Source organism: Tessaracoccus sp. MC1627 (assembly GCF_014164725.1).
In the GTDB taxonomy this organism is placed as follows: Bacteria; Actinomycetota; Actinomycetes; order Propionibacteriales; family Propionibacteriaceae; genus Arachnia.
In genome coordinates this window covers 397937-413321 of record NZ_JACJGA010000002.1, presented here as the reverse complement: position 1 = coordinate 413321, position 15385 = coordinate 397937, and the positions used below count along the sequence as shown (strand labels likewise).

8 protein-coding genes and 1 riboswitch are annotated in these 15385 nt (G+C 68.1%); of the genes, 6 read left to right on the top strand and 2 right to left on the bottom strand.

What is annotated here, in order from left to right:
• Nucleotides 1-26 precede the first annotated feature (26 nt).
• Nucleotides 27-971, bottom strand: a complete 945-nt coding sequence (locus H5399_RS07035) for an NAD(P)-dependent oxidoreductase (protein ID WP_182782302.1) — start codon at nt 969-971, stop codon at nt 27-29.
• Between the two features lie 91 nt (nt 972-1062).
• On the opposite strand from H5399_RS07035, the gene H5399_RS07030 reads away from it, so the two are divergent.
• The 5 genes from H5399_RS07030 (at nt 1063) to H5399_RS07010 (ending at nt 12144) form a co-directional block, all read left to right on the top strand.
• The gene (locus tag H5399_RS07030) at nt 1063-4113 is read left to right on the top strand and encodes a glycine--tRNA ligase (RefSeq protein ID WP_220490903.1); all 3051 of its coding nucleotides are present in this window, start codon (nt 1063-1065) and stop codon (nt 4111-4113) included.
• Between the two features lie 601 nt (nt 4114-4714).
• Entirely contained in the window at nt 4715-6664 is a 1950-nt protein-coding gene (locus H5399_RS07025; protein WP_182782300.1) for a class I SAM-dependent DNA methyltransferase, read from the top strand.
• A 137-nt stretch (nt 6665-6801) separates the two neighbouring features.
• Nucleotides 6802-7935, top strand: coding sequence for a restriction endonuclease subunit S (locus tag H5399_RS18480; protein ID WP_182782299.1), 1134 nt, complete (start codon nt 6802-6804; stop codon nt 7933-7935).
• Nucleotides 7932-11027 carry a type I restriction endonuclease subunit R gene (locus H5399_RS07015; RefSeq protein WP_182782298.1) on the top strand — a complete coding sequence of 1032 codons (3096 nt, stop codon included), beginning with the start codon at nt 7932-7934 and terminating at the stop codon, nt 11025-11027. The genes H5399_RS18480 and H5399_RS07015 overlap by 4 nt, the downstream gene beginning before the upstream one ends.
• Nucleotides 11028-11232: 205 nt before the next feature.
• On the top strand, nt 11233-12144 hold the full coding sequence (locus tag H5399_RS07010) for an alpha/beta hydrolase (protein WP_182782297.1): 912 nt from the start codon (nt 11233-11235) through the stop codon (nt 12142-12144).
• Nucleotides 12145-12253: 109 nt separating this feature from the next.
• On the opposite strand, the gene H5399_RS07005 is transcribed toward H5399_RS07010, so the two are convergent.
• Nucleotides 12254-13084, bottom strand: a complete 831-nt coding sequence (locus H5399_RS07005; RefSeq protein WP_220490875.1) for a formate transporter FocA — start codon at nt 13082-13084, stop codon at nt 12254-12256.
• 260 nt (nt 13085-13344) lie between these two features.
• Here H5399_RS07005 and H5399_RS07000 point away from each other — a divergent pair, with 260 nt between their 5' ends.
• Nucleotides 13345-14799, top strand: coding sequence for an HNH endonuclease signature motif containing protein (locus H5399_RS07000; RefSeq protein WP_255422147.1), 1455 nt, complete (start codon nt 13345-13347; stop codon nt 14797-14799).
• Nucleotides 14800-15138: 339 nt separating this feature from the next.
• Nucleotides 15139-15332: riboswitch (cobalamin riboswitch) on the top strand.
• Nucleotides 15333-15385: the final 53 nt, after the last annotated feature.

Sequence of the window (15385 nt, the reverse complement as noted above, 5' to 3'; positions counted from 1 at the left end):
CAAAGCGGACCAGCGGGTCATGGGTCTCATCGGTTCAGCACGTTGCGCAGTTCGCCGTCGCCCCACAGCGCGGCCACGTTGAGTTCGATCAGCCGGTGCGCCTCCTGTGGGCGGCCGCTGGCCACGTGCGGCGTGATGAGCACGTCTGCTTCGTCCCACAGCGGCGACTCGGCGGGCAGCGGCTCGATCGCTGTCACGTCCAGCGCGGCCGCGGCCACCTTCCCGGACCGGACCGCGTCGAGCAGAGCAGCCTCGTCGACGGTGGCCCCGCGGCCTACGTTGACCACCAGCGCCGAGGGCTTCAACTGGGCCAGGCGCCGGGCGTTGAGTGCCGCGTGCGTCGTCTCATGCCGGGGCAGGATCATGATGAGGACGTCGGTGTCGGCCAGCACCTCCGGGAGCGCGTCCTCGTCGAACACGTCGAATCCGTGCCTGGGTCCGGTCGAGCGCGCGATTCCCGTCACCCACGCGCCGAGCGCCCGCAGCAGCGGCGCGAGCCTGGCGGCGATGGACCCGAAGCCCCAGATGGTCACCTTGGCGCCGTCGAGGGAGATGATCCGCCCGTCGTGCGCCCGCTCGAGCATGGCACCGCCCAACTCGCCGTCCCACAGGTGGTCGTGCTGGTTGCGCATCGCCATCGGCAGCATCCGCACCAGCGCCAGGGTCAGTGCCAGCGCATGCTCGGCGACGGGGCCGTCGTGCAGCCCCACCCCGCTGGACAGGATCACCCCGGGCGGGAAGCCCGCCGCCCGCACGTTGTCGGGCCCCGCGGCGAGCCCCTGCACCAGCAGGAGGGAGGTCATCCGCCGCGCGGCGTCGGGCAGGACGTCGTCGCTCTGACCCCACACCACAAGGACCTCGGCATCGACATGCTCCTCGGGGACCGGCCGGTCCCCCGGCACGACGACCACCTCGGCGCCGTCGATGCGCGGGAGGGGACCGGTGTAGGTATCTGGGATCAGGATCTTCATGTGACGTGCACCTCCGTGGGACCGGCCCCAGCATCCCATAGTCGGGTGGGCGGTCAGCCGAAGAACTCGGTAACCTGCAGGGGTGCTGACCATGCAAGACGCCCTGCGCCGCCTGTCCGACTACTGGACCTCGAAGGGCTGCCTCACGTGGCAGCCGTTCAACTCCGAGGTGGGGGCGGGGACGATGAACCCGGCCACCGTGCTGCGTGTCCTCGGCCCCGAGCCGTGGGATGTGGCCTACGTGGAGCCGTCGGTGCGCCCGGACGACTCCCGCTACGGGCAGAACCCCAACCGGCTGCAGATGCACACCCAGTTCCAGGTGATCCTCAAGCCCGAGCCCGGCAATCCCCAGGAGCTGTACCTGGGCTCGCTGGAGGCGCTCGGTATCGACCTGTCCAAGCACGACGTGCGCTTCGTCGAGGACAACTGGCAGCAGCCGGCCATCGGCGCCTGGGGCCTCGGCTGGGAGGTGTGGCTGGACGGCATGGAGATCACTCAGTTCACCTACTTCCAGCAGGTGGGCGGGCAGAACCTGGACCCGATCCCCGTGGAGCTCACCTACGGCGTGGAGCGGATCCTGATGGCGCAGCAGGGGGTCACGCACTTCAAGGACATCGTCTACTCCATCGCCTCCGACGGCCGCCCCGTCACCTACGGCGAGGCCTTCGGCCAGCAGGAATACGAGATGAGCCGCTACTACCTCGACGACGCGGACGTCGAGGCCAACCGTCGCCTGTACGAGACCTACGTGGGCGAGGCCACCCGGATGGTCGAGGCCCGGCTCCCCGTGCCCGCCCACGGCTACATCCTCAAGTCCAGCCACGCCTTCAACGTGCTGGACGCGCGCGGCGCCATCTCCACGACCGAGCGCGCCAAGGCCTTCGCGACGATGCGCCGCCTCATGCGCGACACCGCGGCCCTGTGGATCGAGCGCCGCGAGGAGCTGGGCTTCCCGCTGATGCGCGAGGCCGCTGTCGACGAGTCGGCGCCGGCGCCCGAGGTGGACCGTGCGGCACTCGGCACGGAGCCTCAGACGTTGGCGTTCGAGATCGGCGTGGAGGAACTGCCCCCGCACGTCGTCCCGCAGACCGTGGACGCGGTGCGTGAGGCGCTCACCGCGAAGCTGGCGGCCACCCGGCTCGCGCACGGCGCGATCACCGTCGAGGGCACGCCGCGCCGCATCGTCGCGGTGGTGGAGGCCGTGGGGGCGCAGGAGCCGGACGCCGAGCAGCTGCGCAAGGGGCCGAAATGGGCCGCTGCGTTCGACGCCGACGGGAACCCGACCAAGGCGCTGCAGGGCTTCATGCGGGGCCAGGGCGTCGAGGCTTCGCAGGTGGTGCGCGCCGAGATCGGCGGCCAGGAACACGCCGCGGTGTCTGTGACTGTCGCGGGGAGGCACGTGCTGGATGTCGCGGGCGAGGCGCTGACAGACATCGTCTCCGGCCTGCGCGCCGAGAAGAACATGCGCTGGAGCGATGCCTCGCTGTCGTTCTCCCGGGCCATCCGCTGGATGGTGGCGCTGTGGGGCGATGCGGTCGTGCCCGCCACGGTCTCCGGGCTGACCGCCGGGAGGACCACCTACCTGCAGCGCGCTGTCTCCGGCGAGGAGACAGGCACCCGCTCTGACGGCGCACGCGTCGGCTGGGTGGAGGTGGCCTCCGCCTCGGAGCTGCTGCCGACCATCGCCTCAGGCGCAATCACCCTGTCCACCGCCGAGAGGCGGGCCTCCGTCGTTGAGCAGGCCGTCGCCCTGGCGGCCGGTGTCGGCGGCACCGTGGACGTGGAGGCCGAGGCTTCTGTGATCGACGAGATCACCAACCTGGTCGAGGACCCCCGCGGCGTGCTGGGCCACTTCGACGAGCGCTACCTGGAGCTGCCGGAGCGGATCCTCACTGCCGTGATGCGCAAGCACCAGCGCTACCTTCCGGTCTTCCGCGACGGCGCGCTCGCCCCGCACTTCGTCACCATGGCCAACGGGCTGTGCGACGACGACGTGGTCCGGGCCGGCAACGAGTCGGTCATCCGGGCGCGCTACGAGGACGCGCTGTTCTTCTGGAACGCGGACCTGGAAGCAGCGGATGTGGACGGCTTCGTGCCGGGCCTGGACAAGCTGACCTTCGAGGAGCGGCTCGGCTCCGTGGGCACCCGTGCCCGTCGGATCGCGGACGTGGCCGAGAAGCTCGCGGACCGCGTCGGCCTGGCCGGCGAGGCCCGCACGACGCTCACCCGCGCCGGGAAGCTGGCCAAGTTCGACCTGGCCACTCAGATGGTGGTGGAGATGAGCTCGCTGGCAGGCTTCATCGCCCGCGAGTACGCCGTCCGCAAGGGCGAGACCCAGGCCGTGGCGGATGCGCTCTACGAGATGGAGCAGCCGCACACCTCCGCGGACCCGGTGCCCGCCTCTACCCCGGGCGCGCTGCTGGCGCTGGCGGACCGCTTCGACCTGCTGGCCGCGATGTTCGCGCTCGGGGCCAAGCCGACGGGCTCGTCGGACCCGTTCGGGCTGCGCCGGGCCGCACTGGGCGTGGTGCGGATCCTGCGCGAGTCGGTTGGCACGCCGCTGGAGACGCTGACGGTGCGGGCCGGGCTGGAGGCCGCCGTCGAGCGGTTGGCTGAGCAGGGCATCGAGGTGGCCGAGGATGCCGTCGACGCGGCGCTGGAGTTCACCGTCGGGCGCTTCGCGCAGCTGCTGCGCGACGAGGGCACCTCGGCCGATCTGGTCGCGGCCATCCTGCCCGCGGCCGACGCGCCCGGGCGTGCCGCACGGCTCCTCCGCGAGCTGGACGCCGCCCAGGCGGACCCCCGCCTCCGGGCCCTGGTGGCCACGCTGGTGCGGGTGTCGCGGATCCTGCCTGCGGAGACAGCCGCGTCCTACGACGCCGCGCTTCTGACCGAACCGGCCGAGGTGGAGTTGAGGACGGCTGTGGAAGCGGTCGTGGCCGGCACAGCGGACGCGTCAATCCCCGCGCTGCTGGACCGCATGGGCGACGTAGTGACCGCGGCTGACCGGTTCTTCACCGACATCCTGGTCAACGCGGAGGACCAGGCCGTGCGAGTGTCGCGGCAGGGGCTGCTTGCCTCCATTCTGGCGCTCGCACCGGCTGGGATCGACTGGAAAGCTTTGGACATCGCACTCGGGTGAGATTGCCCGAAGCCCTGGGTGGTTTCGACGCGGGCGCGCGTCGCTCGCGTTCCTTGCGGCCCGGCTCAACCTGCGGGGGTTCCGCTGGGTGAGCCACGCCAAGCCGCCCCCCGCTGGGTGAGCCACGCCAAGCCGCGAAGCGGCGCAGCGTGCGTCGAAGCCTCTGGCACCCGGTTCGAGGACCTGCCCGCGAGTCGCTGGTGAACTCACGTTGGTTTCGACACGGGCGCGCGTCGCTTCGCTCCTCGCGGCCCGGCTCAACCAGCGGTACAGCAGGGTGAGCCACGCCAGGCCGTTCCCGCTGGGTGTCGCCATTTCGCTGGGTGAGCCACGCCAAGCCGCGAAACGGCGCAGCGTGTGTCGAAGCCACGTGAGCTCCCCGCGGGCCCGGGGCGGTCCCACCCCCGCTGGGTGAGCCAGGCCAAGCCGCGCAGCGGCGCAGCGTGTGTCGAAGCTACGCGAGCTCCCCAGGGACCAGGGGCGGCTGGCCGACTCACGCGCCACCGGTGGGTCCCCGGCCCGGTGGACGACTGGTGCGCCAAGATGGAAGCCCGCGCGTCCGTGCGCGGACCGAAGCCGCAACGCCGTAGGAGTATCCCTCGTGGTGAATCACGTCTCGTTCATCTGGAACATCGCCGAGTCACTGCGAGGTCCGTTCAAGCCATCCGAGTACGGCTCGGTGGTCCTCCCGTTCACGGTGCTCCGCCGCCTCGACGCCGTCTTGGCCGAGACCAAGCAAGCCGTGCTCGATGCTGCCCCCGACGCGGAGGGGCTCCCGGAGATGCTCCGCCACGTGAAACTCACCACCGCCTCGGGCCGCCAGTTCTACAACACCAGCCCGTTCGACTTCGCCAAGCTCGTCGCCGACCCTCAGGACCTGCGCCCCAACATCGCGGCCTACATCGCAGGCTTCTCCCCCAACGTGCGCGACATCTTCGACCGCTTCGACTTCGACAAGACCCTGGACAAGCTGGCCGACAAGAACAAGCTGTTCGCCGTCACGGAGAAGTTCGCCCAGGCCGACTTCCATCCCAACACGGTCTCCAACATCCAGATGGGGCTGGTGTTCGAGGAGCTGATCCGGTGGGCGAACGAGCGCTCCAACGAGACCGCCGGCGATCACTACACCCCGCGCGAGGTCATCTCGCTGATGGTGCAGCTGCTGTTCGCCACCGACGACGCCGCCCTGTCCAAGACAGGCATTGTGCGCTCGATCTACGACCCCACCGCCGGCACCGGCGGCATGCTGTCGGTGGCCGACGAACACCTCCGCGGCATGAACCCCGACATCCAGCTGGCCCTGTACGGGCAGGACTACAACGACTCCTCCTACGCCATCTGCAAGGCCGACATGGTCATCAAGGGTCAAGACGTCGACAACATCCGCCTCGGCGACACCCTCACCGAGGACCACTTCCCCGACAAGAAGTTCGACTACGCACTCTCCAACCCGCCCTTCGGCGTCGACTGGAAGGATCAGCGCGATATGGTCGACAACGAGCACAAGACGCTGGGCTTCGTCGGCCGCTTCGGCCCAGGCACCCCCGCCGTGTCCGACGGGGCGATGCTGTTCCTGCTCCACCTCGTCTCGAAGATGCGCAAGCCCGCCTACGGCGGCTCCCGCATGGCCATCGTCCTCAACGGCTCGCCCCTGTTCTCCGGCGGCGCGGGCGGCGGCGAGTCGAACATCCGCAAGTGGCTCCTCGACAACGACCTCGTCGAGGCGATCATCGGCCTGCCGAAGGACATGTTCTACAACACCGGCATCTCCACCTACATCTGGATCCTCACCAACCGCAAGGACCCCGAGCGCGAGGGCACGGTCCAGCTCATCGATGCCCGCGAGTTCTACGGCAAGCTTCGCAAGGGCCTGGGCTCCAAGCGCAACGAACTCACCCCGGCCGACATCACCCGAATCGTCACCCTCTACTCCGGCTTCACCGATGGCGAGCACTCGAAGATCTTCCGCAACGAGGACTTCCTCTACCGCACCGTCACCGTCGAACGCCCTCTGAGGCTCCGCTGGCAGGCCACCCCAGACGCCATCGACCTGGTCTTCGAGGCCAAGCCCGTGCAGAAGCTCATCGACGACGACGCCGCAAGCCTGCGCGCCGCCCTCGAATCGCTCGACGGGGACGCGGTTTGGACGAACCGCGACCAGTTCCACAAGGCCCTCAAGACAGCCACCGCGGCCCAGGGGCTGAAGCTCGCCGCGCCGATCCTCAAGGCGGTCACCGTTGCGCTCGGCGAGCAGGACGACGCGGCGGGCGTCTGCACCGACGCCGCCGGCGACCCCGAACCCGACACCTCTCTCCGTGACACCGAGAACGTGCCCTGGGACCAGGACGTCAACGAGTATTTGTACCGCGAGGTGCTCCCCTACGCCCCGGACGCCTGGATCGACCACGCCAAGACCAAAGAAGGCGCCGAGATCCCCTTCACGCGCCACTTCTACACCTACGTCCCGCCGCGACCCCTGGAAGAGATCGACCGCGAACTCGAAGCCGTGATGAACGACCTCCGGGCCATGCTCACCGAGGTCGAGCGGTAACTGTGTCTATCCCGCGACGCGTACAGCTGAAACGCTTGGCCAGCTGCGCACTGGGCAAGATGGTTCAGTCATCCGGTGCTGAGGGACATGTCCTGGCTCCCTACCTGAGAGCTGCGCACGTCCAACCAGGTGGACGCGTGATCGAGCTCCCGGATCAACGCATGTGGTTCTCGTCCGCCGAACTCAAAACCCTAACACTTCGGCGTGGCGACGTGGTCGTCGTCGAGGGCGGCGCTGGGTACGGGCGCTCCGCCGTGCTGGACCAGGATCTTGACGGATGGGGCTTCCAGAACTCGATCGTGCGGGTCCGCCCAAAGTCAGGTCTGGCTGACGCGAGGTTCATCGACTACGCAGTACAGGCTGCCCTACTCTCGGGAGAGATTGAGTCCTTCGTTAGCACGGCCACCATCCCACACTTCACCGCAGAGAAGGTCGCACGCCTACCAATCTCCGACATCCATGCTGCCAATCAGCGAACGATTGCGGACTTCCTGGATCGGGAGACGGCCCAGATCGACGCGTTCATCGCGAAGAACGAAGAACTCATCGCCCTCCTCACAGAACGACGCGCCACAGTAATTCGCAACGCCACCACCACTGGAATCCGTTCCGATGAAGATCTTGTTGACTCCGGTGACGAACAGGTAGGGCCCATACCCATGCGCTGGCGAATGCTCCGCCTATCGTTCTTATTCGGCAGTACAGCAAGCGGGACGACGCCCGCCCCTGAGCAGATTCTCGACGCCGATCATTCGGACGTCCCCTGGGTCACGACGGGTGAACTGCGGGAGGCAGAGATCACGGCAACTCTCCGTGGCGTAAGTGCGGAGATTCTTGCGACGACGCCGGCTCTCCGACTCCATCCAGAGGGCGCGCTACTCATCGCCATGTACGGCGCCACTATTGGACGTACCGCCATCTTGAGAGTGCCCGCGGCGAGCAATCAGGCGGTGTGTGCTCTATCTCGTCCCACCGGCTGCGACGTGGAGTACGTTGAGCTCGCATTGCAGGCCAGCCGCGAGAGACTAATGCTCAAGGCTGTCGGCGGCGGTCAGCCGAACATCAACCAGGAGACTGTGCGCGCGTTCCGCATCCCGGTGCCTCCGCTGGAGGAACAGCGTGCGATCGTCGCTTATGTGAAAGAGCAAACTGCGCACATCAACGCAGCCATGACGAACGCAATGCGCTGCGCCGATCTCGCGCGTGAGCGGCGCGCGGCGCTGATTTCCGCCGCGGTAACGGGCAAGATCGACGTAGGGGTGAGCGCATGAGCGGATTGGCTGGGGCGCATCTGGAATCGGTGCTGGAGACGGAGATCGCCGAGCACCTCGCGGCGAACGGCTGGCTGTACTCGCCGACCGACGCGGGGTATGACCGGGCGCTCGCGCTGTTCCCGGAGGACGTCCTGGGTTGGTTCGAGGATACGCAGCCGGCCGAGTACGCGAAGGTCGTCCGCCCCTCTGACAGTCAGTTGCGGCAGGAGGCGGCGAAGGCGCTGCTCCTGAAGCGCCTGGCGAAGGCGCTGGACAACGACCCGTTCAAGAACGGCGGCACCCTCCAGGTGCTGCGCGGCGGGTTCAGCGTCGTGCCGCCGACGGGTGGCACGGTGAAGGTGCGGATGGCGCAGTTCCAGCCCGCCACGTCGATCAACCCGGACACGCTCCAGGACTACTCGAAGATGCGGCTGCGGGTGATGCGGCAGGTCCGCTACTCGGCCAAGCATCCGCACAAGGCGCTCGACCTGGTGCTGTTCGTCAATGGGCTGCCGGTGGCGACGGTGGAGCTGAAGACGGACTTCACACAGGCCCTGTCGAACGCCACGAAGCAGTACCAGTTCGACCGGAGCCCGGCCGGGGAGCCGCTGTTCGCGTATGGCCGCCGCGCCCTGGTGCACTTCGCGGTGTCGAATTCCGAGGTGGCGATGACCACCCGGCTGGCTGGGCCGAAGACGCGGTTCCTGCCGTTCAACCAGGGCAGCGATGAGGGCAAGGGCAACCCGCTGAACCCCGACGGGTCGGCGTCGTCGTACTTCTGGGAGCAGATTCTGCAGCGCGACACGTGGCTGCGGATCATCGGCTCGTTCATGCACACCCAGGTCGAGACCGAGGTCGATCACGACACTGGCAAGAAGACCCGGGTGGAGAAGATCCTGTTCCCCCGCTACCACCAGTGGCGGGCCGTGACCCGCCTCGTCGAGGATGCCCGCGCCGAGGGCTCCGGCCAGAGGTACCTGATTCAGCATTCGGCCGGTTCGGGCAAGACCAACTCGATCGCGTGGCTCGCGCACCAGCTCTCCCAACTCCACGACGAGGGCAACGCGAAGGTCTTCGACACGGTCGTCGTGGTGACCGACCGCACGGTGCTGGACAAGCAGCTCCAGGACGCGATTGGCCAGTTCGAGCGCCACGCGGGGGTGGTGAAGTCCATCACCCGCGCCGACGGCGAGTCGAAGTCGAAGGAGCTCGCCGCGGCGCTGACCGGTGGGAAGCAGATCGTGATCGTCACCATCCAGACGTTCGAGGCGCTGATCAAGCTGATCAGCACCGAGAAGCAACTGCAGGGGCGCCGGTTCGCGGTGATCGCCGACGAGGCCCACTCGTCGCAGACCGGCTCCACCGCCGGCGCGCTGACCAAGGTCCTCTCGCCCGACGAGCTCGCCGCCGTCGCCGAGGGAGCCCCGGTGGACGCCGAGGCCTACCTCCAGTGGGCGATGGAGGTCGCCGCGCACGCCGCGAACATCTCGTACTTCGCGTTCACCGCCACACCGAAGGCCAAGACTCTCGAGCTGTTCGGGCGGATTCCCGAGGGTGGGGAGTTGCCGGAGCCGTTCGACCTGTACTCGATGCAGCAGGCCATTGAGGAGGAGTTCATCCTCGACGTGCTGACCAACTACACCCCCTACAAGGTGGCGTGGCAGCTCCAGCATCCGGGCCAGGACTACGACGCGCCCGGTGGGGTTGACGAGTCCACCGCGGTGAAGGCGCTGGTGCGGTTCGTGCGGCTGCATCCGACGAACATCTCGCAGAAGGTCAAGATCGTCGTCGACCACTTCCGCACCTTCGTCCAACCCCTCCTGGACGGCAAGGCCAAGGCGATGGTGGTCACCGGCTCCCGCAAGGAGGCGGTGCGGTGGAAGAAGTACCTCGACGCCTACCTCGCCGACGGCCACATCCAGGACGTCAGAGCGCTGGTGGCGTTCTCCGGCACCGTCGACGACCCTGACGACGTCGGCGAGGGCCTGACGGAGAAGACGCAGAACCCAGGCGTGTGGACCTCCGATCTGGCCGAGGCGTTCAAGCCGGCGGTCTACAACGTGATGATCGTGGCCGAGAAGTTCCAGACCGGATTCGACCAGCCACGCCTGGTGGCGATGTACGTCGACAAGAAGCTCGGCGGCGTGCAGGCCGTGCAGACCCTGTCGCGCCTCAACCGCACCTACCCGGGCAAGGACAGGACGTTCGTCCTTGACTTCGTCAATGAACCCGAGGCGATCCTCGAAGCGTTCCTGCCGTACTACCGCAAGGCAACCCTCACAGCGACCACGGACCCGAACCTCGTCTACGACCTCAAGACCAAGCTCGACTCCGCCGGCATCTACCACTGGTCCGAGGTCGAGCAGGCATTCGACGCCGCCCTAGAGGGCGGGGTCGAGTCCAACAGCGCACTCCACGCCGCGACAGAGCCCGCCGTCAAGCGGTTCACGAAGCGATGGCAGGAAGCGTTCATCCACGACGACCGATCGGTCATGGACGAGTTGAAGCTGTTCAAGTCCGACGCGGCCGGTTTCGTGAAGTTCTACGACTTCATCTCCCAGGCCCGCAACCTCGAGGACACCGACCTGCCACGGCTGCACTTCTTCCTCCGTCGGACCCTGCCCAGGCTCTCGACCGCCACCATCGAGGACCCAGTCGACATCTCGCAGGTCAAGCTGACCGGCTACACCATCGCCCAGGGCGACTCCGTGAAGCTCACCCTCGCAGAGGGGCCGGGCCTGGACCCGATCACCGCGATCGGATCCGGCACCATCCACGAGAAGCACCGCAGCGCCCTCGACGAGATCATCACCAAACTCAACGAACGCTTCGGCGACAAGTACGGCCCCGGCGTCGTGGCTGGCACCATGTCCAGCATCGTCGTCAACCTCGCCCACGACGAAACCCTCGCCAGCCAGGCCAGGGCCAACACCGCGCAGCAGTTCAGCGAATCGCCGGCGTTGCCCAAGGCCTTCATTGACGCGGTGATGGGCGTCCGCGACCGCACCCCGCTGCTCGTCTACGACATCTTCAGCGACCAGGACCTGTACAGCGAACTCTCCAAGGCCCTCCCCGCCATGCTCTACGAACACCTCCACGCTGGGCGGTAGAGAAGACCCGTCACCGGATCGGTCACTGCCGGTGGTCGGTTGGCCCGCCGTGGGCAACGCCTGGGCGGCCGTTGCGCCGCTCATCAACCCGGTTCTTGGTGGCAGAGTCGTGCGCTGCGCTCTCGCTGACGCTTAGTAGCTGCTATTGGCTCCGCCCTTGCGGGATGAGCCCAGGACACCCCCGGGCAGTTGGTAGCGTCAGAGCGTGACGGCCAATCCCTACGCCTCGTTCCTGCCACCCGGACGTCGCTCGGCCGCAGGGCTGGAACCGCAGGAGACCTGGTGGAACTGGCGCGGCCACAAAGTCCACATCGCCCGAGCCCGCCGTCCTGAACTGTCGGTCAGGGTGCTGGTGATCCACGGCGCAGGAGGCCACAGCGGAGCCCTCTGGCCCCTGGCCGCGCTCCTTGCCGAGCGAGGGCTGGACGTCGCCGCCGTCGACCTCCCCCTCTACGGTCGGACGACCTCCCCCAGACCCGGTGCTGTGCGCTACGACGACTGGGTAGAGCTCCTCATCGATTTCGTCGATGCCGAGGACGACGAGCGGCCGCTGATCCTGTTCGGCGCGAGCATCGGCGGCATGCTGGCTTACGAGGTCGCCGCCCGATCCGGGCGTGCCATGACGGTGGCGGCCACCTGCCTTCTCGATCCCCGCGACTGGCGCGTCCGCGCGCATCTGACGCGCTTTGGGCCGCTGGGGATCCTCGCAGGCCCGCTTGCGACCCTGGCCCGTGGGCGGATCGAGACGGCGATGGTTCCGATGCGCTGGGTGGCGCCCCTATCGATGATGAGCCGCAACCCTGGGCTGTCGCAGCTGTGCGCGAATGACTCCCTCGGGGGCGGCGTCGCCGTCCCCGTCGGGTTCCTGGCCTCCTACATGCACTACCGGCACGTCCCGCCGGAGTCGATGCGAACACCGGTGCTGCTGCTACATCCCAGCCTGGACGCCTGGACGCCCGTCGAACTGAGCATGCGCGTGTTACGGCGGCTGGCCTCGCCGGGAAGAGTCGTCATGCTCCGGGAGTGCGGACACTTCCCGATCGAAGAGCCCGGAATCACCGACCTGGTGACTGCGGTGCTCGCACTCGCCCAGAGCTCAAGCAACCCCGACTCATAGCCGCTCAGCAAACTGGCTGGGAGTCAGGTCGGCCGCGTCGGTGCTCCATCGGGAAGGGCTTCATCTGGGGCCGGAGCCTTCGGTCCATGACGGTGGCGGTGCGTCCGACTCAACGGGCGGCGTCGCGCTTCGGGCGGAAGACCAGCCAGTAGAACAGCCCGATCATCAGGCCGCCACCGATGATGTTCCCCAGGGTCACCGGGATCAGGTTGGCGGTAAGGAAGTGGCCCCAGGTCAGGGGCTCGAACCCGACGGGGGCCAGCTCCGGCTGGATGAGGATGGCCAGCGGCACCAGGAACATGTTGGCCACAGAGTGCTCGAACCCGGTGGCGACGAACAGCGCCACCGGCCCGATGAGCGCGAGGATCTTGTCGGTGGTGGTCCGCCCGGAGAACGCCGCCCACACCGCCAGGCACACGAGCAGGTTGCACGCGATCCCCAACGCGAGCGCCTGAACGAACGAATGGTCGAGCTTGTGGCTCGCGGAGGCGAGCACCACCTGACCCCAGGCGTCGTCGGCGCTGTGCTGCACCCCGCCGAGAATCATCAGCGCGACGATGGTCAGGGCGCCCGCGGCGTTGCCGAGATAGACCAGGCCCCAGTGCCGCAGCAGCCTCCACCAGGACAGGTGCCCCGAGGCCTTGAGCATCAGCGTCATCGTGGTGGACGTGAACAGGTCCGCGCCGGTCAGGACGACGAGGATCAGGCCGACGCTGAACACCACACCCCCGAGCAGCTTGGCCACGCCCCACGGCATCGCCTCCGCCCCCACCTGCGTGGTCACGTAGAACACGAAGCCGAGCGCGATGTAGCCGCCGCCGGTCAACGAGAGAAGCAAGGTCCTCGGGACGGTCGCCTGTGCCTTGTAAAGCATGGCGTCCTGCACCAGCCTGGCCATCTCGGCGGGCGTCGCCATCCCGATCGATCGTTCGTCGCTCACGCAGTGGAGACTAACTGCGGCACTCCGCGGCACTACCGGGGAGGGCATGGTGGGCCCGAGCCATCCGATGGTAGGGCGTCGCGTGACCCGTTACCCGAGCGGAACTCCGGCACTGCCACCCCTCGGACCGTCGAGCCTTGACGGGGGTGTTTCCGGTCTGAGAGACCCGCCAGAAGCGTTATGAAACTGTGACCAAAGTAGGTGCCGAAGGGGCTCTTCTGGATCCGTTTCTGTCAGTGGGGGACGATGTAATAGTGCGTATGAACGACGCGGGGGTGTGGGAGCTTGAGCAGCAGTTCATGGCTGCCGCCTGGGATTCCGCCCGTGCCGCCACCGCCGCCGGCCCGGAGAGCGTGAGCGGCTTCCTGGAGGCCCTTGCGGAGGCCGAGGCACATCTGGCCGGGCTCCGGCTGGCCGTGCTGGACCAGGCCCGCTTCATGCCCGAGGCCGCCAAGGTCCTCGACGCCGTCACCTCATCGACCCGTCACACCCCGACGCAGGCCAAGGCGTCGATCCGGCTGGCCGTAGACCTCTCCGAACGGTTCCGCCTGATCCTGGACGCCCTGCAGGCCGGGCTGATCTCGGCTGCGCAGGCCGAAGCGATCACCGATGGGCTGCGGAAACTGCCGGCCCGGTTGAGCGTGCCGGAGCTGGAGCTGTGCCAGAGGGAGATCCTGACCTGGGTCGACGAGCTGGGCCCCTCCGAGCTGCGGACCCTCGCCTCACGCCTGACCGAGGTCATCGACCCAGACCGCGCCGACGCCGACGAGGCCAAGCGCCTCGCGCGGGAGGAGCGCGCCGCGCACCGGAACAGGTTCCTGCGCCTCGCCCCGGACCACCACGGCTCGATGCGGATCACGGGCCAGCTCCCGCTCGCCGACGCCGCCCTGTTGACGGCCCAGCTCGATGCGTTGATGCCTCCGGCCTCGAAGTACACGGCCACCAGCGAAACGCCCACCAGAGACGCCCGCCGCGCCGACGCTTTGGTGCTGCTGACCCAGCACGCCGCCAGAGGCGGGACACTGCCCTCACACGGGGTGGACCGCCCCCACGTCCACATCACAATGGACTACGACACCCTCATCACCGGCCTCGGCAACGTGACACTGCTCGGCGCGGGCGGCGACCGGCTCTCGGCCAGCGACGCACGTCGCCTGGCCTGCAACGCCGACCTGATCCCCATGGTGCTAGGCACCACCTCCCGCCCCCTGGACGTCGGCCGCACCCACCGCCTGTTCACCCCCGCCCTCCGCGCCGCCATCGTGCAGAGGGACCAGGGATGCGTATTCCCCGGCTGCACCACCCCACCGGCACCGTGCCAGGCGCACCACATCATCCCCTGGTGGTCCGGCGGGGACACCTGCCTAGCCAACGGAGTTCTGCTCTGCCCACACCACCACCGCCTCGTCGAACCCGACCCCCTCCAATCAGAGGAATCCCAGTGGCGGGTCCACCTCGACCCCGCCACCGGCCTGCCATGGTTCACCCCACCCCGACACATCGACCCCGCCCGCCGACCCCGCCAGCACCAACGCCACCGACTCCAACAACTCAACCTCCAAGCAGGGGCACCACCCTGCCCACACGACCCCCATGGCTGGGAACCGGAACCGCCAGACCCGGACACCCACAGCGCCCGCCACAAGCACGCCGAACACAGCCTCGACAACCTCATCGAACGCAGTGCCGCCATCTGGGGCTCCCCCAGCCCATGAACCGGGCACGGAAAGGTCTCGACGCTGACGCGCGTCGATCCCGCTCCACGCCGCCCGGCTCAACCAACGGTCCCCGCTGAGTGAGAAGGCCAGGCGCGGAGTGCAACCGCTCCGAAGCCTCGAAAACGTGAGCCTGGCCCTCTCAGCCACGCCCCCTCACCTGCTGGCCGAGGCGCCGAGAAGCGGCCTCGACGCTCAAAGAACGCGGCACAGCGACTGACGACTACGCACAGGAGCATCACTCTTCGCTCAACCGTCCGCCCGGGGAAAGTTCCGGGTTGAGATTCTCCGCACTGAGTTCGTCGGGACCACGACCAGGGGTCGTGTCGGCGCAAAGGAGGTAGGGTGACGGCTGCCAGTCGTACTCCGCATCCCGGAGTCAGGGAACCCGGTGCGATTCCGGGACTGACGCGCAGCGGTGAGGGTGACGGTCGGAGCACGCCAGAGATGGCAGCCACTGGGTGATACCCGGGAAGGCGCCCCGACCCGAATGATCCCGAGTCCGAAGACCTGCTGGCCCTTGCGGCGACCGCCGCCAGGTCTCAGAGCGGCCCCGCGCAAGGGCCTCGGACCGAAGGGCCTCCTT

Excerpts from the sequence above, each read along its gene's own strand:
- H5399_RS07035 (WP_182782302.1), bottom strand. The coding sequence starts at position 971 with ATGAAGATCCTGATCCCAGATACCTACACCGGTCCCCTCCCGCGCATC.
- H5399_RS07030 (WP_220490903.1), top strand. The coding sequence starts at position 1,063 with ATGCAAGACGCCCTGCGCCGCCTGTCCGACTACTGGACCTCGAAGGGC.
- H5399_RS07015 (WP_182782298.1), top strand. The coding sequence starts at position 7,932 with ATGAGCGGATTGGCTGGGGCGCATCTGGAATCGGTGCTGGAGACGGAG.
- H5399_RS07000 (WP_255422147.1), top strand. The coding sequence starts at position 13,345 with ATGAACGACGCGGGGGTGTGGGAGCTTGAGCAGCAGTTCATGGCTGCC.